Source organism: Micromonospora sp. WMMD964, assembly GCF_029581455.1.
GTDB lineage: Bacteria > Actinomycetota > Actinomycetes > Mycobacteriales > Micromonosporaceae > Micromonospora.
The window spans coordinates 6,345,018-6,365,391 of record NZ_CP120860.1 but is presented as its reverse complement, the minus strand read 5'-3'; the positions used below and the strand labels follow the sequence as shown (position 1 = coordinate 6,365,391).

General features: G+C 72.5%; 22 protein-coding genes. 15 read left to right on the top strand and 7 right to left on the bottom strand.

Annotation, left to right across the window (positions count from 1 at the left end):
* Nucleotides 1–37 precede the first annotated feature (37 nt).
* Nucleotides 38–517 (bottom strand): hypothetical protein, encoded by a 480-nt coding sequence (locus tag O7616_RS28940; RefSeq protein WP_282304852.1) that lies wholly within the window; start codon nucleotides 515–517, stop codon nucleotides 38–40.
* A gap of 191 nt (nucleotides 518–708) precedes the next feature.
* Here O7616_RS28940 and O7616_RS28935 point away from each other — a divergent pair, with 191 nt between their 5' ends.
* The 4 genes from O7616_RS28935 to O7616_RS28920 all read left to right on the top strand — a co-directional run bounded on the left by O7616_RS28935 (nucleotide 709) and on the right by O7616_RS28920 (nucleotide 3,931).
* A complete protein-coding gene (locus tag O7616_RS28935; RefSeq protein ID WP_282304851.1) occupies nucleotides 709–1,728 on the top strand; it encodes an aldo/keto reductase in 1,020 nt (339 codons plus the stop codon).
* Nucleotides 1,729–1,813: 85 nt separating this feature from the next.
* A complete protein-coding gene (locus O7616_RS28930; protein ID WP_282304850.1) occupies nucleotides 1,814–2,188 on the top strand; it encodes a Uma2 family endonuclease in 375 nt (124 codons plus the stop codon).
* Between the two features lie 430 nt (nucleotides 2,189–2,618).
* Nucleotides 2,619–2,888 carry a hypothetical protein gene (locus tag O7616_RS28925; protein ID WP_282304849.1) on the top strand — a complete coding sequence of 90 codons (270 nt, stop codon included), beginning with the start codon at nucleotides 2,619–2,621 and terminating at the stop codon, nucleotides 2,886–2,888.
* Complete coding sequence (locus tag O7616_RS28920) at nucleotides 2,888–3,931, top strand: hypothetical protein (RefSeq protein ID WP_282304848.1); 1,044 nt, start codon at nucleotides 2,888–2,890, stop codon at nucleotides 3,929–3,931. The genes O7616_RS28925 and O7616_RS28920 overlap by 1 nt, the downstream gene beginning before the upstream one ends.
* A gap of 46 nt (nucleotides 3,932–3,977) precedes the next feature.
* On the opposite strand, the gene O7616_RS28915 is transcribed toward O7616_RS28920, so the two are convergent.
* Both O7616_RS28915 and O7616_RS28910 read right to left on the bottom strand, forming a co-directional pair.
* Nucleotides 3,978–4,508 (bottom strand): SRPBCC family protein, encoded by a 531-nt coding sequence (locus O7616_RS28915; RefSeq protein ID WP_282304847.1) that lies wholly within the window; start codon nucleotides 4,506–4,508, stop codon nucleotides 3,978–3,980.
* Complete coding sequence (locus O7616_RS28910) at nucleotides 4,509–4,820, bottom strand: metalloregulator ArsR/SmtB family transcription factor (RefSeq protein ID WP_282304846.1); 312 nt, start codon at nucleotides 4,818–4,820, stop codon at nucleotides 4,509–4,511.
* 100 nt (nucleotides 4,821–4,920) lie between these two features.
* Between O7616_RS28910 and O7616_RS28905 the strand changes: the two genes are divergently transcribed.
* Entirely contained in the window at nucleotides 4,921–5,847 is a 927-nt protein-coding gene (locus O7616_RS28905; RefSeq protein WP_282304845.1) for an LLM class F420-dependent oxidoreductase, read from the top strand.
* Nucleotides 5,848–5,852: 5 nt separating this feature from the next.
* On the opposite strand, the gene O7616_RS28900 is transcribed toward O7616_RS28905, so the two are convergent.
* Nucleotides 5,853–6,275, bottom strand: coding sequence for a hypothetical protein (locus tag O7616_RS28900; RefSeq protein WP_282304844.1), 423 nt, complete (start codon nucleotides 6,273–6,275; stop codon nucleotides 5,853–5,855).
* A gap of 120 nt (nucleotides 6,276–6,395) precedes the next feature.
* On the opposite strand from O7616_RS28900, the gene O7616_RS28895 reads away from it, so the two are divergent.
* Entirely contained in the window at nucleotides 6,396–7,148 is a 753-nt protein-coding gene (locus O7616_RS28895; RefSeq protein ID WP_282304843.1) for a hypothetical protein, read from the top strand.
* Entirely contained in the window at nucleotides 7,145–8,413 is a 1,269-nt protein-coding gene (locus O7616_RS28890) for an FAD-binding protein (RefSeq protein WP_282304842.1), read from the top strand. Before O7616_RS28895 ends, O7616_RS28890 begins: the two co-directional genes overlap by 4 nt.
* A gap of 117 nt (nucleotides 8,414–8,530) precedes the next feature.
* On the opposite strand, the gene O7616_RS28885 is transcribed toward O7616_RS28890, so the two are convergent.
* The gene (locus O7616_RS28885; RefSeq protein ID WP_282304841.1) at nucleotides 8,531–9,670 is read right to left on the bottom strand and encodes a site-2 protease family protein; all 1,140 of its coding nucleotides are present in this window, start codon (nucleotides 9,668–9,670) and stop codon (nucleotides 8,531–8,533) included.
* A gap of 286 nt (nucleotides 9,671–9,956) precedes the next feature.
* Nucleotides 9,957–10,811, bottom strand: coding sequence for an alpha/beta fold hydrolase (locus O7616_RS28880; RefSeq protein WP_282304839.1), 855 nt, complete (start codon nucleotides 10,809–10,811; stop codon nucleotides 9,957–9,959).
* Between the two features lie 171 nt (nucleotides 10,812–10,982).
* Here O7616_RS28880 and O7616_RS28875 point away from each other — a divergent pair, with 171 nt between their 5' ends.
* The 4 genes from O7616_RS28875 to O7616_RS28860 are packed head-to-tail and all read left to right on the top strand — an operon-like array spanning nucleotide 10,983 to nucleotide 14,470.
* Nucleotides 10,983–11,882 (top strand): ABC transporter ATP-binding protein, encoded by a 900-nt coding sequence (locus O7616_RS28875; RefSeq protein ID WP_282304838.1) that lies wholly within the window; start codon nucleotides 10,983–10,985, stop codon nucleotides 11,880–11,882.
* A 1-nt stretch (nucleotide 11,883) separates the two neighbouring features.
* Nucleotides 11,884–12,684, top strand: coding sequence for an ABC transporter permease (locus tag O7616_RS28870; RefSeq protein ID WP_282304836.1), 801 nt, complete (start codon nucleotides 11,884–11,886; stop codon nucleotides 12,682–12,684).
* A 26-nt stretch (nucleotides 12,685–12,710) separates the two neighbouring features.
* Complete coding sequence (locus O7616_RS28865) at nucleotides 12,711–13,841, top strand: histidine kinase (protein WP_282304834.1); 1,131 nt, start codon at nucleotides 12,711–12,713, stop codon at nucleotides 13,839–13,841.
* Complete coding sequence (locus O7616_RS28860) at nucleotides 13,838–14,470, top strand: response regulator transcription factor (protein WP_282304833.1); 633 nt, start codon at nucleotides 13,838–13,840, stop codon at nucleotides 14,468–14,470. The genes O7616_RS28865 and O7616_RS28860 overlap by 4 nt, the downstream gene beginning before the upstream one ends.
* Before the next feature lie 24 nt (nucleotides 14,471–14,494).
* On the opposite strand, the gene O7616_RS28855 is transcribed toward O7616_RS28860, so the two are convergent.
* Nucleotides 14,495–15,403: a L,D-transpeptidase gene (locus O7616_RS28855; RefSeq protein ID WP_282304832.1), complete on the bottom strand. Its 909-nt coding sequence runs from the start codon at nucleotides 15,401–15,403 to the stop codon at nucleotides 14,495–14,497.
* Nucleotides 15,404–15,603: 200 nt separating this feature from the next.
* Here O7616_RS28855 and O7616_RS28850 point away from each other — a divergent pair, with 200 nt between their 5' ends.
* Genes O7616_RS28850 through O7616_RS28835 form a run of 4 tightly spaced genes read left to right on the top strand, consistent with a single transcriptional unit; the run spans nucleotide 15,604 to nucleotide 20,297 of the window.
* The gene (locus O7616_RS28850) at nucleotides 15,604–17,238 is read left to right on the top strand and encodes a hypothetical protein (RefSeq protein ID WP_282304831.1); all 1,635 of its coding nucleotides are present in this window, start codon (nucleotides 15,604–15,606) and stop codon (nucleotides 17,236–17,238) included.
* Nucleotides 17,238–18,701 carry an NADH-quinone oxidoreductase subunit NuoF family protein gene (locus O7616_RS28845; protein ID WP_282304830.1) on the top strand — a complete coding sequence of 488 codons (1,464 nt, stop codon included), beginning with the start codon at nucleotides 17,238–17,240 and terminating at the stop codon, nucleotides 18,699–18,701. The genes O7616_RS28850 and O7616_RS28845 overlap by 1 nt, the downstream gene beginning before the upstream one ends.
* 52 nt (nucleotides 18,702–18,753) lie before the next feature.
* Nucleotides 18,754–19,407, top strand: a complete 654-nt coding sequence (locus O7616_RS28840) for a redoxin family protein (RefSeq protein ID WP_282304829.1) — start codon at nucleotides 18,754–18,756, stop codon at nucleotides 19,405–19,407.
* Nucleotides 19,404–20,297 (top strand): cytochrome c biogenesis CcdA family protein, encoded by an 894-nt coding sequence (locus O7616_RS28835; protein ID WP_282304828.1) that lies wholly within the window; start codon nucleotides 19,404–19,406, stop codon nucleotides 20,295–20,297. Before O7616_RS28840 ends, O7616_RS28835 begins: the two co-directional genes overlap by 4 nt.
* Nucleotides 20,298–20,374: the final 77 nt, after the last annotated feature.

Genomic DNA, 20,374 nt, shown 5'->3' with positions numbered 1-20,374 from the left:
TTCTTGAGCCGGGCCGGGGCAATGCTAGGGGGCAACGTCAAGCTTCTGTTGACAGGGCGGTGTCGATCTTCGCTGCGGCGGTGCGAACGGGTGGCGGCAGCGAGGCGCCCGCCTCGGCGAGGTCCGTGGTGAGATGCACTGCCAACGCGTACAGCGAGCCGGGAGTGGCGTCGAGGGCGACCTCCACGGTGCGCCGGACGAGCGCCGCTCGGCCGAATCGGGTGTCCCAGCGGCGGTCGGCGGCGATCCACCGCCCGAGGTCGACCATGGCGTCACGCAGCGCCACGATCTGCGGCGAGACGTCGAGGTCGTGCCGCTGCCGTCGGGACCGCCGTGCGGTCGCCAGGCGCTGGCGACGCTGCTCGGCGGCCTGCCGACTGCCGAGGCCCAGGGCGGTGGCGATCTGCGCCCACGTCGCGCCCCCGTGGTGCGCCCGGTCGATGAGGTCCAACTCCTCCTCGTCCAGCCGCGCACGGGTGGTCCGGACGTCCGCCAGGCGGGCCAGCTCCGATGACACGTGTCAACGTTACATTGACATGGTGGGTCCTGTGGGTGGGCGCGCACCGCATGAACCACCGCGTCCTCGGTGCTGCTGCCTCCGTCACACCGGTTGGCATACGGAACGGCGTTCCGTATGGTGGTTAGCGGAACATCGTTCCACTTGATCGCACACGGCCACGCCACTCTCCCGTTCGATGGAGGAAAGACATGCAGTACCGCACCTTGGGTCGCACCGGCGTCCAGGTCAGCACCCTTTCGCTGGGCGCGATGAACTTCGGCAAACTGGGACGTACGACCCAGGAGGACGCGACGGCGATCGTCGACGCCGCCCTCGATGCCGGAATCAACCTGATCGACACCGCCGACATGTACAGCCAGGGCGAGTCGGAGGAGATGGTGGGCAGGGCCATCGCCGGTCGTCGCGACGACATCGTGCTGGCCACGAAGGCCGGTATGCCGATGGGCGACGAGCGCAACCACCGCGGCAGCTCGCGCCGCTGGCTGATCACCGAGTTGGACGACAGCCTGCGCCGCCTCGGGGTCGACCACGTCGATCTCTACCAGGTCCACCGATGGGACCCGACCACCAGCGACGAGGAGACCCTGTCGGCGCTGACCGATCTGCAACGGGCCGGGAAGATCCGCTACTTCGGGGCGTCGACCTTCCCCGCGTATCGGCTCGTGCAGGCCGAGTGGGCCGCGCGGGAGCACCACCTGAGCCGGTACGTCACGGAGCAGCCCAGCTACTCGATCCTGCAACGCGGCATCGAGGCCCACGTCCTGCCCGTGACCGAGCAGTACGGGCTCGGCGTGCTCGCCTGGAGCCCTCTCGCCTCGGGTTGGCTCTCGGGCGCGATCCGCGCCGGCCGGGAGATCACCACCAGTCGCTCGGCGATCCTGCCCCAGCGCTTCGACCTGACCATCCCCGCGAACCAGGCCCGACTCGACGCCGTCGAGCGGTTGGCCACGGTCGCCGACGAGGCCGGGCTCACCATGATCCAGCTCGCCCTCGGGTTCGTCACCGCGCACCCCGCCGTGACCAGCGCGATCATCGGTCCGCGCACCATCGAGCACCTGCACTCCCAGCTCGCCGCCGCCGACACGGTGCTCTCCGCCGACGTGCTCGACGCGATCGACGCGATCGTGGCGCCCGGCGTCGACCTCGCCGCACACGAGAAGTTCGACGCTCCGCCGGCCCTGCTCGACCCGGCACTCCGACGTCGCTGACTCACCGGGTGCTGCGTCGGCCGACACCCGCCCCGCGCCCATCGGATGCGCTGATCAGAGCCGGAGGTCGCCGAGGATGAGGTCCATGGGCGCGGAGGCTGTCGGCACGCACATGCCCGCTGTTGTGACGCTCGACGACGTGGCGGCGATGAACGCTGCCGATTCGAATGGTCACCGCTACGAGACCAGCCCCGAGGGCGTTCTGTCGGTCATGCCTCCGCCCGATTCGGAACACGCCATGATCGCCAGTCGCCTCTTCGCCTGGTCGATCATGGCCGGATGGCTCGCCGAGCAGGTGCTCCAGGCGGCCGGCGTCCGCATCTCCGGCCGGGACGGTGACGGCGGCCGTATTCCCGACCTCAGCGTGTGGCGTCGGCCGTCCAGAGCGACGATCGACTCGGTGTTGCTGATGTCGGGGTGTCCTGGTGCTGCGGACGCCCCGACATCGGGTGCCGAATAGTCCCGCCAGTGCCCTTGTCACAAACCGGACAAGACGGTAAAGCCCCTGGTAGAGCACCCTTGGGGTAGGTGGAGGTGGACGGGTGGCGGGCCACATCCCGATCCTCCGGCCCGTTGGGGACAGCATCGTCCGCACCGGTGCCGCCCTCACCCAGCCCGGCCGCGACGCCGCGGCGGTCACGGCACAGATGCCGTGCCGGTCGCGCGTACGACAGGCCGCGGCTGCCACTGACACCCCTGCGGGCGCCCGCAGCGGTGCCTCCGCCCACCGGGACAAGGACGTCAGCACCCGCCGGTAGTCAGGCGACGCCTCCCACCGGTCGTGCCTGCCGTCCCCGTGCCCCGCCGGCCTTTCGCACTGTGGACCCTCGCCGGTCCGGTGTCGCTCGACCGCGCGCCGGCCCGGACGACCGAGCCAGAAGGGGCCCGACATGGCCGCTCCCACCGTTACCGCAGCCCTGAACGCCACCGTCTTCGCGCCGGGCGCCCAGATGCTGCTGACCGTCACCTACTCGGACGCCGACACCAAGCCACTGACCGTCACCATCGTGGTCACCGACGCGCAGGGCAACAGCAGCGCGCCGGTCAAGGTCACGGCCGTCATCGACCCGCTCACCGTGACCGTGACCGACAACTCGGGGCGTACCTGGACCCGGGTGTCCGACAACGGCTCGGTGGCCGTCTACCGGGCGGTGGCGTGATGCCCCGGGTCACCGTCCAGGTCCGCGACGCCGGCGGGAACACCGCGACGGCCGGCGTCGACTACAGCCTGGTCCCACAACAACCCGTACTCGGGGGCTACTACCTGTCCGGGGGCGCGGACCCCACCGCTGACATGACCGGCGGCAACTTCCGGTCGCTCACCCAGTACCGCAGCTTCGCCGACGGCTTCACCTTCCCCGGCTACAACCGGCCCTGGCTGGTCAACCTGGGCAAGGCCGGTGTGCAGATGAACATGGTCCTGGAGTTGAAGCACTACGGCGCGCCCAACCAGGGGCCGCAGAGCTTCACTGTGGACGGCGTCAGCTACACCGTCCCGGCGCCGTCGATGACCATCCAGCAGCGACCCGGCACGACCTTCCCGAAAGCGTACGGCTACGGACAGGTGCTCAAGGGCCAGTGCGACGGGTTGTTCGCCCGTGCCCTGTCGCAGTACCGGACGCTCGGCTTCGGGGTGAACATCCAGCTCGCCTCGGAGTTGGACACCGACCACGAGTTCGGCACCACCGAGGACGGCAAGGCGTACACCTGGGCCGAGTCGGACGCCCGGGCGGTGCAGGCGGTCAACTACATCATCACCTGGTTCAAGGCGCGGTCCCTGCCCGCCAACACCACGTTCTCGGTCGGGCTGGGCGGCTTCGACCGGGCCTGCTTCCAGCGCACCCACCCCGAGTCGCTGATGGCCCGCCTCGACTTCCTCCAGTGGAACGCGTACGGCACCGACGCCAGCCACACCGCGCTGGCCCGGTTCCGCCGTACCAAGGACTGGGCGGTGGCCGATCTCGGCCCGGTGGCGCTGTCCCGGCCCGTGATCATCGCGGAGTGGGGGGTGCGGGTGGCCGAGATCCCCAACCAGGCCGCCTGGATCGCCACCGTGCCGGCGGCGATCGCCCAGCTCAACGCCGAGCGGGGGCCACGGATCGTGCGCACCAACTACTTCAACTCGGGGTGGGGCACGCTGACCCCGAAGGCGACCGGGTTGGCCGCGCTGCGCGAGGCGTACGCCAAGCGACCGTACGTCTGACCGGTCCCGGCGGCTCCGGGTGCCCGGGGCCGCCGGGGCGACACCGTCAGCCCTCACCGAGCCGTTCGGCGTACGCGTCGCGCAGCTCGGACCACCCGAAGTCCTTGGCCTCCGCGCCACGGATCGGGCCGATCGGGTCACCGTCGAGCAGCCGGTCGGCGACGTCGAGGCAGAGGTGCCAGCCGGCCGTGACCATCGGCAGCATGCCCTGGTCGGCGACGGTGTGTCGCAGGGTGAGACGGGTGCCGTCGCCCAACGGGCTCAGTTCCCAGCGGAGCAGGTCGTCGCCCCAGGTGTACTCCAACAGGTGTGGCGGCTCGGCCCGGCGTACCGTCGTCGGGTCCTCCTGGGTGGTCTCGCCGTCGACGAGGGTGAGCACGGCGGCGCCGGTGTGGCCGAGATCGCGGTCGGCGAGGAACGGCGCCCACTGCGCGAGCTGGCTCGGGTCGGTCAGTGCCGCCCAGACGGTGGTCGGCGGATGCCGCAGGTCGCGGACGAAGACCAGGGTCACGGCGTCGCCGGTCGGCTCGGTGCGTACCTCGGCGGGTGGGCTCGGGCGGAACGTATCGCGGTCCATTCACTGCTCCTGACTGTCGAGGTGCCGTTCCAGGGCGTCCAGGTGTCGGGCCCACAGTCGGCGGTACGGGTCCAGCCAGCCGTCGACGGCCCGCAGCGGGCCCGGATCGAGGCGGTAGATCCGCTGTCGGGCGGCCGTCCGGCAGGTGACGAAGCCGGCGTCACGAAGCACCCGCAGGTGTTTGGAGACGGCCGGCTGGCTGACCCCCAGGCCGTCGACCAGCTCGCCGACGCTGCGTTCGGCGTCGCGAAGCTGATCGAGGATCCGGCGCCGGGTGGGCTCGGCGAGGATGGTGAAGGCGTCGGTGGACACGCCCCCTAATATGCCTCTTCAGTCATATGTTCGTCAAAGCATATGGGCGGGGGTCCCCGTCCCGACGTGGGCACCACCGTTCGCTCCCTATGCTCGGATCATGGAACTGCGGATCTTCACCGAACCCCAGCAGGGCGCCGACTACGACCAGTTGCTCGCCGTCGCCCGCTGCGCCGAGGACGCCGGCTACGCTGCGTTCTTCCGGTCCGACCACTACCTCAGGATGGGCGAGGGGACCGGCGAGCCCGGCCCGACCGACGCGTGGACCACGCTGGCCGGGCTGGCCCGGGACACCAGCCGGATCCGGCTCGGCACGTTGATGACCGCCGCGACCTTCCGGCTGCCCGGCCCGCTGGCGATCACCGTGGCGCAGGTGGACCAGATGAGCGGCGGTCGGGTGGAGCTGGGCATCGGCACCGGCTGGTTCGCCGAGGAGCACACCGCGTACGGCATCCCGTTCCCGCCGTTGGCCGAGCGGTTCGACAGGCTGGAGGAGCAGCTCGCGGTCATCACCGGTCTCTGGTCCACGCCGGTCGGCGAACGGTTCGACCACTCCGGCCGGTACTACCCGGTGAGCGGCTCGCCCGCGTTGCCGAAGCCCGTGCAGCCACGCCCACCGATCCTGCTCGGCGGGATGGGCCCGAAGCGCACCCCTCGGCTGGCCGCCCGCTACGCCGACGAGTTCAACCTGCCGTTCGCCTCGGTGCCGGACAGTGCCGCGCAGTTCGACCGGGTCCGCGCGGCCTGCGCCGAGATCGGCCGGCAACCGAACGAGTTGGTCTGGTCCAACGCCCTGGTGCTCTGCTGCGGGCGTGACGACGCCGAGGTGGCCCGTCGGGCCGCCGCGATCGGCCGTGAGCCCGACGAGCTGCGGGCCAACGGCCTGGCCGGAACCCCCGGTGAGGTCCTGGACACCATCGGCCGGTACGCGGAGATCGGCAGCGAGCGCATCTACCTCCAGGTGCTCGACCTCGGCGACCTGGACCACCTGGAGTTGGTCGCCGGTGAGGTGATGGCGAAGCTCTGACCCGGTCAGGCGCGGTGGGCGCCCGTACCGACCCCGTTCGCGTCGCCCAGCACGGTGTCCAGGCGACCGTCCCGATCGCTGTCCACATAGGTGATGTCCGGGATCCCGTCGCCGTCCACGTCGATCTGGACGACGTCGGCGACGCCGTCACCGTCGAGGTCGGTGACCACCTCCACCGAGCCGTCCAGGTGTCGGGTCACGATCGACTGGGCGCCCGGCGCACGTGGCGGTGGCCCGGGCGCCGGCACCGGCGTCGGGGCCGGCGCGGGTGCCGGTGTGGGTCGGGGGCCGGGCGTGGGCGACGGGTGGCTCGACACCCCGCCCGCCGGTGGCGCACTGGCCTGCTCGACGCCGGTGCCGGTCGGGTCCAGCTCCTCCTCGGAGGGGAAGACGTCACCTCGTGCGGCCGGATCGCGGTAGCTGCTCATGGGCGTAGGGTTCCCCGACGACGACGAGAACAACCGTGCCCGATCGACCGGTGTCCCTGGTGCCCGGTCTGGCGGAAGATGTCGGGACCGACGCCACGGTCATGAACGGGGGGTCCGAGCGTGGAACTGCGCCGGAATCGGGGGGCCCGTGCGCTCGCCCTGGTGTGCGTACTCGGTGGTGTGCTCCTGTTGGTCTATCCCAGCGACGGCCAGCTGCTCCGGACGATCATCGCGGTGGGTGCGATCGGGCTGGGCGCGGTCGCGCTGGTCAGCGCGCTGCGGCCGTTCCGGTTCGGGATCCACGCGGAGGGGCTCAGCATTCGGCGGCCCGGCCTGCGCCGGGAGATCCGGTGGGACGAGGTCGACACACTGGTCCTCGACGAGCCGCCCCGACGCGACGGCTACGCGGGACCACCGCGACTGTTGCTGGTTCCTGTGCAGGCTGTGCCGCGTGAGCTGGTCACCGCCCGGCACCCGGTCGACGGCCGTCCGGCCATCGAGCTGCTCGTCCTCGACCAGGTGCGCGAGCAGCCCGAGCAGGTGTCCGCCGCGCTCGCCCGCCACGCCGGGGACCGTTTCGTCGACCTGCTCGCGCTGCGTCGTGACGCCTTCGCCACCCCGGATCTCACGGTCGGGCTGCGCGGCTACCAGATGGACCGGGTCGACCGGTTGATCCGACGCGGGCAGGACGCCCTGATGTCCGGCGACGCGTCGGCCCGGCAGGCGGCCCGGGGAGAGATCGAACGCGCCACCGCCGCCGGTCTGCCGATCGCCCAACGTGGCTACCACACGTACCAGACGGATACGGTTCTGGACGCCCTCGTCACCGCGTTGGCCGACCACCAGCCCACCGATCGGGAGACCGCTACATGACCGAGCAGGGACCGCAGGCCGCAGCTCCCGAGGTGCCGCGCCGCAACTGGGCCGGCAACGTGCGGTACGCCGCCCGGGCGTTCCACCGACCGACCTCCATCGACGAACTGCGCCGACTGGTCGCCGGCAGCACCCGGCTCCGCGCCGTGGGCAGCGGGCACTCCTTCAACCGCTTCGGCGACACCGACGGCGACCTGGTCAGCCTCGCCGGGCTGCCCCAGACCGTCGAGGTGGACCACGAGCGCGGGCAGGTCACAGTGAGCGGCGCGATGCGCTACGGCGACCTCGCCGGACAGTTGCAGACCCAGGGGTACGCGTTGGCGAACCTCGCCTCGCTGCCGCACATCTCGGTCGCCGGCGCGGTGGCCACCGCCACCCACGGCTCCGGTCAGACCCACGCCAACCTGGCCGGCGCGGTCGCCGCCCTGGAGTTGGTCACCGCCGACGGCGACCTGCTGCGGGTCGACCGCGACACCGACAGGTTCGCCGGCATGGTCGTCGGGCTCGGCGCGCTCGGCCTGGTCACCCGGGTCACCCTGGACGTGGTGCCGACGTTCCAGTTGCGCCAGTACGTGCGGCTCGACCTCGACCGGGCGGCGCTGGACGAGGCGCTCGGCTCGGCGTACAGCGTGAGTGTCTTCACCGACTGGCGTACGCCCCGACTGCGTGAGGTGTGGCGCAAGCAGGCAGTCGACCAGCCGCCGCCCCCGGCGGACTGGCTCGGCACCACAGCCGCCGACCAACCACGGCACCCGGTGCTCGGGATGCCACCGGAGAACTGCACACCCCAACTCGGTGAGCCCGGCCCGTGGCACGAGCGGCTGCCGCACTTCAAGCTCGGCTTCACCCCGAGCAGCGGCGACGAGTTGCAGTCCGAGTACCACGTGCCGCGTACGTCGGCGGCCGACGTGCTGGCCGCCCTGGACGACGTGGCGCACCTGATCGCCCCGGTGCTGCTGGTGTGCGAGCTGCGGACGGTGGCGGCGGACGAGCTGTGGCTCAGCCCGAACCACCGGCGGGACAGCTTCGTCGTGCACTTCACCTGGATCGGCGACACCGCCGCCGTGCTGCCCGTGGTGGCCGCCGTGGAGGAGCGCCTGGCACCCTTCGCGCCCCGCCCGCACTGGGGCAAGGTCTTCGTCACCGACCCAGCGGAGCTGGCCAACCGCTACCCGAGGTACGCCGACTTCGCCGCGCTCCTGGCCGACCTGGACCCGAAGAACAAGTTCCAGACCGACGAGCTGAACCGCTACTTCCCCCGCTGAGTTCCCCGCGCCCCCACCCTCGCCCGGTCGATCATGGAGTTGTGGTGACCGGTTTAGGGGCTTGGAAGGTGTTTTGTTCCCACCACAACTCCATGATCGACGAGAGGCGGAAGGCCGTCAGCGGGAGGGGGTGGAGCCGGTGAGGGTGTTGCGTTGGACCGCGCGGGCGATGTCGCTGGGGGAGACGATGCCGGTCAGGCGGCCGTCGTCGCCGACCACCAGGGCTCGACCATCGGCGCACTCGCTGAGGCGGGGGAGCAGGTCGTTGAGCTGTTCACCCGGCTGGGCGAGCACCAGGTCGTCGGCCCGGCAGGCCACCTCCGCGAGGGTGGTCGACGCCCGCCGGTCGGCCGGTACACCCCGTACCCGGTCGACGGTGACCAGGCCGATCGGTCGGCCGTCCTCGGTCAGCGGCAACGCCGAATGCCGGTACGCGAAGAGGTAGTGGTCGACGAAGTCGGCGACGGTCACCTCCGCCGAGACGGTCTGCGGCTGCGGGGTCATCACGTCGCCCACCCGGATGCCGCGTAGCGCGTTTCCGGTGCGGGCCTGCCGCTCCTCCATCCCGGCGGCACCGATCAGGAACCAGCCGATCAGGGCCAGCCACAGGCCACCGAAACCGACCCCGGACAGGAACTGCCACAACCCGAGGCCGATCAGCAGCACACCCAGCACCCAGCCCGCGCGGGCGGCGACCACCGAAGCCCTGGTCCGGTCACCGGTGGCCTTCCACACTGCGGCGCGCAGCAGTCGACCGCCGTCCAGGGGTGCGGCGGGCAGCACGTTGAAGACGGCCAGCAGCACGTTGATGCCGGCCAGCCACGCCACCGCCCCGAGCACCAGCCCACCCACCCCGGCCAGCGCGAGCAGCGCGGCCACGGCACCGAAGAACGCTCCGATCAGGAGGCTGACCAGCGGGCCGACGCCCGCGATCCGCAGCTCCGCGCCCGGGTCGCGGGGCTCACCCCGCAACTCGGCCACCCCGCCGAACAGCCACAGCGTGATGCCGTCGACGGTGAGCCCGTTGCGCTTGGCCACCACCGCGTGCGACACCTCGTGGGCGAGCAGACCGACGAAGAAGACCACCGCCGCGGCCAGGCCGGCGAGGGTGTACGCCACCGGCGAGCGGTCCGGGTACGAACGCGGGAACTGGTTGGCGGCCAATCCCCACGCGATCAACGCGAAGATGACCAGAACACTCCAGTTGACGCCGACCGGCACTCCCGCGACCCGACCGATCCGGAAACTCGCCCTCATCCCGTCGGGATACCCCCGCCGGTCGCCGACATGCCGCTTCGCCAGAGGCATCCGTTGATCAGCGAGCGTCGTCTCCGATGATCAAGTGATGAAAAGTAGGTCACGGACGTCTCTGACAGCTATTTCTCATCACATGATCATGGCAGCCGCAGCCGCAGCCGCAGCCGCAGCCGCAGCCGCAGCCGCAGCCGCAGCCGCAGCCGCAGCCGCAGCCGCAGCCGCAGCCGCAGCCGCAGCCGCAGCCGCAGCCGCAGCCCGGCCGGGGCCCGGGCCAGGGGCCGCCGGTTCAGCGGCGGGGGGTTTCGCTGGCGATGGTCGCCTCGCGGGGGAGCGCCGCCGCGCGCAGCGCCCAGTCGAGCGCGTAGTCGGCGATCTCCTCCCAGCCGTCCTGCCCCACGGTGAAGTGGGTTCGGCCGGGGAACTCCTGGTACGCGGTCAGTGCCCGGGACTTCTGGTAGAGCCCCGCGTTGGCGCGGACCACCGACGCCGGTACGACGTGGTCGTTGTCGCCGGCCATCAGCAGCAGCGGAGGTCGGTCGTTGCGGCCGACGTCGACCCGGGCGGGTGAGCGCGGGTCGACGTTGGCGAAGGCGCCTTCGAAGAACACCCGACCGGCGCCGGGTACGGCATAGCGCTGCCAGGCCCGGTCGGAGTCCTCGCGACTCATGGCGTTGCCGAACGTGTAGGCGAAGTCGTCCGGGGTGAACGGGACGGCCTTGCCCCGGTTGGCGGGGCTGCGCAGGATCGGGAAGCCGGAGCGCAGCTGGCTCAGCGGCACCTTGAGCACGCCCTTCACCGCCGCCGGGTGCACCCCCACCACCGCCGCGCCGAGACCCCGGTCGGCGAGGACCTGGGCGAACAGGCCGCCGAACGAGTGTCCCATGATGATCGGCGGCCGGGGCAGGGCCCGGATGATCTTGTCGTAGTGCGCCACGATCGTGGCCATGCTCTGCTCGGCGATCGGGCCGGGATCGTCCCGCAACTGCTCCACGGACCGGTCCATCCCGGGCCACGCGGGGGTGATGACGTGCATGCCGCGCGCGGTGTACCGCTCGGCCCACCTCTCCCAACTACGCGAGGTCATCCAGAGACCGTGGATCAGCACGACCGTGTCGACCTGGCCCTGCGGCGTGGCACCCATCGAGTCCTCCCGGTTCGGCGGCGTCCGGCCCGGCGGTTACCCGCTGCCGCGCCCGCGATGCCTGCCCAGGCTGTTCCGCCGGGACGCCGCGAACGGCCCTGACAAATGTCACGGCCGGGACGTGACGGCCGTTCCAGGCACCGGGGTACGCGCCACCGGAGCATTACCGGCATGACCAGTACGCATCCGGCTGTCGATTTGGACGGCCTCACCAAGTCCTTCGGCGCGGTCACCGCTGTCGACGGGTTGAGCCTGCGGGTGCAGCCCGGCGAGGTGGTGGCCTTCCTCGGCCCGAACGGCGCGGGCAAGACCACCACGATCGACATGCTGCTCGGGTTGGCCCGCCCGGACGCGGGGACCGTCCGCCTCCTCGGCGGCACGCCGGACAGCGCGGTGGCCCAGGGTCGGGTCGCCGCCGTCCTGCAGACCGGCGGGTTGCTCAAGGACCTGACCGTGGGCGAGACGGTCGAGATGACCGCCCACTTCTACCGACACACCCGCCCGGCGGCCGAGGTGTTGGAGCGGGCCGGCATCGCCGACATCGCCGGGCGGGTGGTCGGGCGCTGCTCCGGCGGGCAGCAGCAGCGGCTGCGCTTCGCGCTGGCCCTGCTGCCCGACCCGGACCTGATGGTGCTCGACGAACCGACCACCGGCATGGACGTGGAGGGTCGCCGGGACTTCTGGCAGGCGCTGCGCCGCGACGCCCGGGCCGGACGGACCGTCATCTTCGCCACCCACTACCTGGACGAGGCGGACGCGTACGCCGACCGGATCGTGCTGGTCCGGCAGGGGCGCGTGGTCGCCGACGGCACCACCGCGCAGATCAAGAACCTGGCCGCCGGCCGCACCGTGCGGGCCACCCTGCCCGGTGCCGACCAGGCCGCACTCGCCGCGCTGCCCGACGTGGACGCCGTGGAGGTACGCGGCGACAGTGTGCTGGTGCGCACCGGCGACTCGGACGCCGTCGCCCGGCACCTGCTCACCCGGACCGCCGCCCGGGACGTGGAGATCACCTCCCGCAACCTCGAGGACGCCTTCCTCGCCCTGACCACCGCGCAGACCGGAGCCTGAGATGACCACTCTGTCGGCCACCCCGAACCGCACCGCCGAGCCGGACCGTCGGCTGCCCGCCCTGGGCGGGTTCTCCCCGGGAGTCCTGCGCATCGAGCTGCGCCGGGTGCTGCGCAACCGCCGTACCCTCGCCTTCACGCTGATCATGCCGGGCGTCTTCTTCCTCATCTTCGGCCTGCCGCAGGGCGGGCAGCACCTGGACAACGGTCGCCCGGTGACGGCGTACGTCATGATCAGCCTGGCCGTGTACGCGGCCATGGTGGCGACCACCAGCGCCGGTGGCGCGGTGGCCACCGAGCGGGCGCTGGGCTGGAGCCGTCAGTTGCGGCTCACCCCGCTGCGTCCGAGCGCGTACGTGGCCACCAAGCTGGCCACGGCGATGGCCCTCGGTCTGCTCGCTGTCGTCGTCGAGTTCCTGGTGGGCGCGGCGGCCGGCGTCCGCGTTCCGGCGTCCGTCTGGCTGCTGTCCGGGCTCGCCGCCTGGATCGGTTCGCTGGTCTTCGCCGCGTTCGGGCTGTTCGTCGGCTACCTGGCGCCGGCCGAGAACGTCATGCAGTTCATCGGCCCGATCCTGGCCGTGCTGGCCATGTTCGGCGGGCTGTTCGTGCCGGTCGAGGTGCTGCCGGAGGTGCTGCAGCACGTCGCGACGTTCACACCGGTGTACGGCGTGGGGGTGCTGGCCCGCGCCCCACTGACCGGCGACGGGGTGAGCATGGCGGCGGTCGCCAACATCGTGGTCTGGGCGCTGGTCTTCGGCGTCGGTGCGGCTCGGCTGTTCCGCCGGGACACCGCGCGGGTCTGACCGGCCGGGCCGATAGCGTGGACCCGATGGACCTCTCGACGGGGCAGCCCTGGCCGGTGAACCGCCACTGGCGGTTCACCGGTTGGCTGCTGGCCGCGGTCTGGCTGTTCTTCCTCAACGTGCCGCTCGCCACCGCGCTGCGCCAACCGGAGCCGTGGCGACGGATCCTCGGTGTGGTCGCCCTGGTCGTGTTCAGTGTCGGCTACGTGCTGCTGTTCCAGTGGGCCCGCAGGCGGCGTCAGTCGCTGCTGCCGATCCCGGCGGGCCGGGCGCGGGTCGCGTTGGCGCTGCTGTTCGCGGTGGGCTTGGCCAGTCTCCCGGGCACCGGCGGGGACTGGCTGGCCACCGTGGTCTACGTGGCCGCGGCGGCGGTGTTCCTGTTGCCGCGGTGGGAGGCGTTGGCCACCGTGCTGCTCTGCGCGGTGACCCCGGTGCTGGCGTCCTGGCTGGTGCCGGGGTGGGAGGCGGAGAAGGGCATCGTCTTCGCCGTGCTGCTCGCCTCGTTCGCCATGTTCGGGTTCTCCCAGTTGGCTCAGCGCAACAGCGAACTCCGGGCCGCCCAGCAGGAGATCGGCCGGCTCGCGGTCGCCGAGGAGCGGGCCCGCGCCGCCCGCGACCTGCACGACATCCTCGGGCACTCGTTGACCGTGGTGGCGATCAAGGCCGAGTTGGCCGGCCGTCTGATTGAGGTCGACCGGGACCGGGCCGCCGTCGAGATCGCCGAGGTGGAGGCGCTGGCCCGGGCCGCGCTGGCCGACGTGCGGCAGACCGCTGGGGCGTACCGCGAGGTCAGTCTCGGCGCGGAGCTGGCCGGCGCCCGCTCCGCGCTGGCCGCGGCGGGCATCGCGGCGGACCTGCCGGTCGAACTGCCGGAGCTGCCGGAGGAGTGGGACCGGTTGTTCGGTTGGGCGGTACGGGAAGGGGTGACCAACGTGGTCCGGCACAGTGGGGCGCGGTGCTGCGTGATCCGGGTGCACCCGGATCGGGTCGAGATCAGTGACGACGGGCGGGGCCCGTCCACTCCCGACGTGAGTGGGCACGGGCTGGTCGGCCTGCGGGAGCGGGCGCGGCGGCTGGACGCGGTGGTGACCGTCGGTCGCCGGCCGCCGGGCGACGGCTTTCTGCTGCGGGTGCACACCCGGGAGGCGGCCCGGTGAGCGGCGGTCCGACGCCGATCCGGCTGCTGCTCGCCGACGACCAGGCGCTGGTCCGGGGCGCGTTGGCCGCGCTGCTCTCGTTGGAGCCGGACCTGACCGTGGTGGCCGAGGTCGGCCGGGGCGACGAGGTGGTGCCGGAGGCGCTGCGCAGTACACCCGACGTGGCCCTGTTGGACGTGGAGATGCCCGGCCTGGACGGGATCGCGGCCACCACCGCGCTGCGGGCCGCGTTGCCGACCTGCCGGGTGCTGGTGGTGACCACCTTCGGGCGACCCGGCTACCTGCGCCGGGCGATGGAGGCCGGCGCGAGCGGTTTCGTGGTCAAGGACACCCCGGCCCGGCAGCTCGCCGACGCGGTCCGCCGGGTGCACTCCGGTCTGCGGGTGGTCGACCCGACACTGGCGGCCGAGACCCTGGCCACCGGCGTCAGCCCGTTGACCGAGCGGGAGACCGAGGTGCTGCGTACGGCCCGGGACGGTGGCACCGTCGCGGACCTGGCCGGGGTGCTGCACCTCTCCGAGGGGACGGTGCGCAACCACCTGTCGGCGGCGATCGGTAAGACCGGCGCACGCAACCGGGCCGACGCGATCCGGGTCGCCGAGCAGAACGGTTGGCTGCTCGGCGACTGAACGGCGGGTCTCGCCGTGGGGCGCTCAGGCGGTCGGTGGCGGGGTGGGCAACCGGTCGACCACGACCAGGCTGCTGCCGGGGCGCACCTCGGCGAGCAACTCCCGCTGACCGGAGCGGGTCAGCCGGATGCAGCCGTTCGTGGTGTTCTCGCCCAACTCGTCGTCGTTGTGCCAGGTGTGCACGCCGATGTGCGCGCCCCGCAGCCCGGCCGGCACCGACTCCGGGTCGTCGGGCACCGACCCGAGCGCGTAGATGTCCACGCCGCCGTAGACCGACTCCGGCGGTGGGGTGCGGCCCAGGATGAAGGTCCGTCCGAGTGGGGTCTCCTGCCCCGCCTGGCCGAGGCTGACCTCCCACGAGCGCACCGCCTTGCCGGCCCGGTACCAGGTGAGGCGGTGGACCGCGCGTTCCACCACGATCTGGTCGCGCAGCGGCACGGTGTCGAACCCGCCGGGGGGCAGCCAGGCGAGCCGCCGATTGGCCGAGGGCAGCAGGACTGCCGTCCAGCCGGCGTGCCGGTCGGCGATCGGCATGGTCAGCTCCACGCCTCGGATCGTCGGTTCGAGGAAGGCACGCGGACGACCGCCGGGCGCGTCGTACGCGGCGATCCGCTTCGTCGGGTGCGCGCCCTCGGTCAGCGGCGTGGTGTCCATGGTGGCCGGGTCGGCGGGGAACCCACCGGGGGCCGGGTCGTAGTCGACCACCGGCAGTCCCGCCGGGGCGGGTGCGGCCGGGGGGATCGACTCCTCGGCGTTCTGCTCGACGCTGCCCGGCGTCGGGTCGGCTGCCGTGACGACCCGTTCTGGGGCCGTCGAGTTCGGAGTGAGGGCCTGGCCGATCAGCAGAGCGGTCACCAGCAGCACGGGGACGGCGATCGCTGCGGTCACCCAGACGCCACGACGGCGGTACGGCTTCTTTCCGTCAAACGACACCAAACGACTGTATCGGACAAAGTTCTGCTGAGCGGAGGTCCTTCCCGCACAAAATCGATAAACGGGGTGCTCTGTGGCCCACGCGGGCGGCGCAACGCACGATGGCACCACTCGGTTCGATCTCGACCCAGAAATTTTCGGCAGTGGGTGATCCGCGCGCCCCGTCCGTCCGTACTGGATGGGGGAGCAGGGGTCGGCCGGTGGTACGCCGCCGCGAGACGATCGAGGAGCAGATGGCCCGGGCACAGCAGGACAAGAAGGCGGCCACCGTCCGGACCAGCGCCAGCAGTCGGGGGGTGCGAACCCCCTCGAGGCCGGCGGTCGGCATGTTGATCGCGTCGGCGCTCGCCGCGCTCTGGGCGGCGGTCATGCTGACCGGCGCTGGACAGAAGGCGTACGCGTACGGCTTCTTCTTCACCGAGTTCTTCGCCGGGGTGATCTCCCTGGTGGCGTTGAGCCTGACCGTGATGCTCGGTCTGCTCGCCACCGATCGGCTGGTGCTGCGCATCCCGCACCGGGTGCTGATGCAGTCGGCGCACCGCGCCACCGGTGTGCTGGGCGTGGCCGGGCTCGGATTCCACGTCCTCACCAAGGTCGCCACAGGTCGGGCGGCGGCGACCGACGCGGTGGTGCCGTTCGTCGGTGGCCGAGGGCTGTACGTCGGGCTCGGCACGGTGGCCGCCCTGCTCATGGTCAGTGTGATCTGGACCGGAATCATCCGGGCCCGCTTCGCCGACGTCGGTCCGAAGTGGCTGTGGCGCGCCCTGCACTCCGTCGCGTACCTGGCCTGGCCCTTCGCCGTGCTGCACGGCCTCAACGCCGGTCGGGCCGCAGCGCCCTGGGTGATGTTCAGCTACCTGGGCTGCATCCTGCTGGTGGTGCTGGCCCTGCTGGTGCGGCTCTCGGTCAGCCTCGGTCGGCGCAGCCGCGAACAGCACCAGGCGGCGGCGCGCAACGCCGCGATGGCCGGCCGGGCCGGTGACGCGAAGGCCGCTCGGTCGCTGTTGGCCGGGTTGGGTCGGCGCAGCAACTCCGCCGCGGAGAAGCGTCCCGCCTGGGCGGACACCACCACCGCCACCTGGGCCGCCCCGCCCGCGCGGCGGGACCCCGAACGGTTCACCGTCCCGGTGGTGCCCGAGCCCGGCTCCCTGGTGGAGCCGAACCGGCCCAGCCGACGCCGACGCGAGGAGGAGCCGGCCGCCCGCCGCGACACCGAACGGTCGTCCCGTAGCCGGCGCGACGAGGCGGAGCCCACCACCCGCCGGTCGACCCGCCGCAGCGTCGAGGAGACCGACACCCGCCGACGCGACGAGGAGGAGTTGGAGCCGGTGGCCCGGCGACGTGGCTCGCGTACCCGGGACGAGGAGGCCTCGGCCGGTCGGCGACGCGCCGAGGAGTCGGCCGCCGAGCGACCCACCCGCCGGTCCCGCCGTGAGGACGAGGACAGCCGGTATTCGGCCCCGCCGCTGCCGACGCCGGAGCCCGAGGAGCCGTGGGACAGCCCGCGCCGGTGGCAGGCCGGCGAGCCGATCTCCGCCGGCCCGGTCTCCGCAGAGCCGATCTCCAGCAGCCCGATCTCGGCGACGCCGCGCAGCGGCAGCGGCCGGCACAGCGCGGAGGACGACCTGCCGGAGGAGCCGGACTACTGGCGTCCGCCGGCCCGGTACGTGCCGGACGAGGCACCGCCGGTCGACGACACGCCGACGCTGGTCGACCTGGCCTCACGTCGCGCCAAGCGGGCCGCCGGTGAGGGCCGCTCCGCCAAGCGCCGCAAGGCCAGCGCCGACGCTGTCGACGGGGCGTACTGGGCTGGGCTGCGGGGTGAGGCGAAGTGATGCGGACGGCTGTGCCACCGGTCGCCTGCGTGGGCGAGCCGCGGCTGACCGCCGGGTTCGCCGAGTACGGTCGGCTCGACCTGGCCGCCCACGAGGAGGTGCACGGCCCGATCGGCCCGATGGAACCCGCGCAGCTGCTCCGGCTCGCCGAGGGCATGCAGCTCAAGGGCAAGGGCGGGGCGGGTTTCCCGTTCGCCCGCAAACTGCGGGCCGTGCTGGAGTCCTGCGAACGGCAGGACCTCGCCGCCGTCGTGGTGGTCAACGCCACCGAGGGTGAGCCGGCCAGTTGGAAGGACAAGGTGCTGCTGACCCGCGCACCGCATCTGATCCTGGACGGCGCGGCGCTGGCCGCGTACGCGCTGGACGCCGACGAGATCGTCATCGGGGTGGCCGACGACGGGGTCGGCAAGGACTCGCTGATGGAGGCCCTCGATGAGCGCCGGATGCCGGTGATGACGACGATCGTCACCGTGCCGCACCGGTTCATCTCCGGTGAGGGCGGCGCGCTCGTCAACGGGATCAACGGGCTGCCGCACATCCCACCCGGCACCAAGAAGCGTTCCAGCGACTCCGGGGTCAGCGGCCTGCCCACCCTGCTGTCCAACGCCGAGACGTACGCCCAGCTCGCGATCGGTGCGCGACTCGGCCCGTACGAGTACGCGGCGCTCGGCACCGACGACGAGCCGGGTACGGTGCTGCTCACCGTGACCGGCGCGGCCGGTCGACCGGCCGTGGTGGAGTGCACCGCCGGCATGCCGCTGCGCGACGTCCTGGACCTGTGCGAGGTCCCGGACGTACAGGGCATCCTGATGGGCGGCTACCACGGCAAGTGGATCACCCCGGAGGCGGCGGAGAAGGCCGAGGTGTCCCGCAGGGGTCTGGCCGCGGTCGGCGGCACCCTCGGCGCGGGCATCATCATCCCGGTCGGTGTCGACACCTGCCCGCTCGGCGAGGCCGCGCAGGTGGTGCGTTACCTGGCCGGGGAGTCCGCCGGCCAGTGCGGACCGTGCAAGATGGGCCTGCCGGATCTGGCCCGCGCGGTGGACCTGGCCGTCGCCGGTAGCCAACCGGCGGACGTGGTGCGGGCCGCCGCCGGCGAGGTGAGGGGCCGGGGTGCGTGCAGCCATCCGGACGGCACCGCCCGGTTCGCGCTGTCCGCGATCGAGGTCTTCGCCGAGGACCTGCGGCTGCACAGCACCGGCGACGGTTGCGGCCGACGGGTCAAGGGCGTGATGGGGCTGCCGGGCGCACCGGACGCGAACCCGCAGAAGCTCACCCTGGACTGGTCGCGGTGCGACGGGCACGGGCTCTGCGCGCACGTCGTACCGGACTTCATCCGGCTGGACGCGAACGGATACCCGGCCTTCCCGGCCACCCCCGTGCCGACCTGGCTGCGGGAGGGGGCGCTGAAGGCGGTCAAGGTCTGCCCCGAGTTGGCCCTCCGACTCGCCAAGGCCGAGTAGGTAGGCCCCAGGTCCAGCAAGGGTCCCTTCCGGACCGGAGACGGAGAAGCGGATGCGGATCAGCAGGACGTGGACGGCGGCCGGGCAGCTGCGCCGCTGGACAGCGGCCGGACCGGTACGTCGTGGCGCCACCGCTGGGGCGCTCGTGGTGGCCCTGTTCGGCGTCGCCGCCTGCACCGGCACCGCGCCGGGCGGACCCACCGCCGCCGGATCGGCCCCGGCCTCGACCGGTGCCGCGCCGACCGCGACACCGCCCCCGCCCACCCCGACCGGCGGACCGCCGGCTGCCGCGGCGCAGGTCCCGGACGTCCTGCGCTTCACCGGGACCACCCTCACCGGTGCGGCGTTCGACGCGGCGCAGCTCGCCGGCAAGCCGGTGGTGCTGTGGTTCTGGGCGCCGTGGTGCGCCACCTGCGCCAGTCAGGCGTGGACGGTGGCCGAGATCGCGCCGAAATACCGGGACACCGTGCCGATCGTCGGCGTCGCCGGGCTGGGCGAGCAGCGGGCGATGAAGGAGTTCGTCACCGAGTTCGAACTCGCCGGGACGACCCAGGTCGACGACCGCAAGGGTGCGCTCTGGAAGCGGTTCAAGGTGACCGAGCAGAGCATTTTCGTGATCATCGACCGGACCGGTGCTGTGGTCCACCAGGGATTCCTGGACGGTGAGGCGCTCAGCGCCCGCGTCGCCGCCCTGGCCGGGGCGTGACCGCCGCGCTGCTGCTCGCGCTGACCGCCGGCATGCTCGGGGCGGTCAACCCGTGCGGCTTCGCGCTGCTGCCCGCGTACCTCTCGCTGTTGGTCGCCGGAGCGTCGGACACTCGCGGCGCGGTCGGCCGCGCGCTCACCGCGGCGGCCGGGCTGACAGTGGGGTACGTGCTGGTCTTCGGCGCGTTCGGCCTGGCGCTCGCGCCGCTGGCCGGCTGGCTGCGGCCCCGCCTGCCGTGGCTGACCGTGACCCTCGGTGTGCTGCTGGTGCTGGCCGGTTGCTGGCTGCTCGCCGGACGGCGACTGCCCACCCTCGGCCGGTCGGCCCGAGCGCCCCGGCTGACCCGGTCCTGGCCGTCGATGGCCCTGTTCGGCGCGGCGTACGCGTTGGCGTCGCTCGGCTGTGCCATCGCCCCGTTCCTGGCCATCGTGGTGACCAGCCTCCAGGCCGGTTCGACCGGGCGTGGGCTGGCGCTGTTCGGGGCGTACGCCCTCGGGATGGGTCTGGTGGTCGCGGTCGCCGCGCTCGGGGTGGCGCTGCTGCGCGACGGGCTGGTGGCGCGGCTGCGCGTCGCCGGGGCGTTGGTGCCCCGGCTCAGCGGTCTGATGCTGCTGGTGGCCGGTGGTTACGTCGCGTGGTACGGCTGGTACGAGCTACGGCTGGCCGCCGGCCGCCGCGACGCCCTGCACGATCCGGTCATCCGAACAGCCGCCCAGGTTCAGCGAGCCCTGGCCGACACTGTGGATCGGGCCGGCCCAACGGTCCTGCTGGCCGCCCTGGCCCTTCTCCTCCTGACCGCGCTCCTGGCGAAGCGCGCCCCCCACCGCCCGACCCCCGCCGCCGTCGACCATGACGTCATCGCCCCGACACGCCGGGGTGACGGGCGATAACGTCATGATCGACCGTCGGAACGGGCCGCGGACCTGAGGTGACGGGGTGGTCTTGACATCTGGAAACGATCATCGGA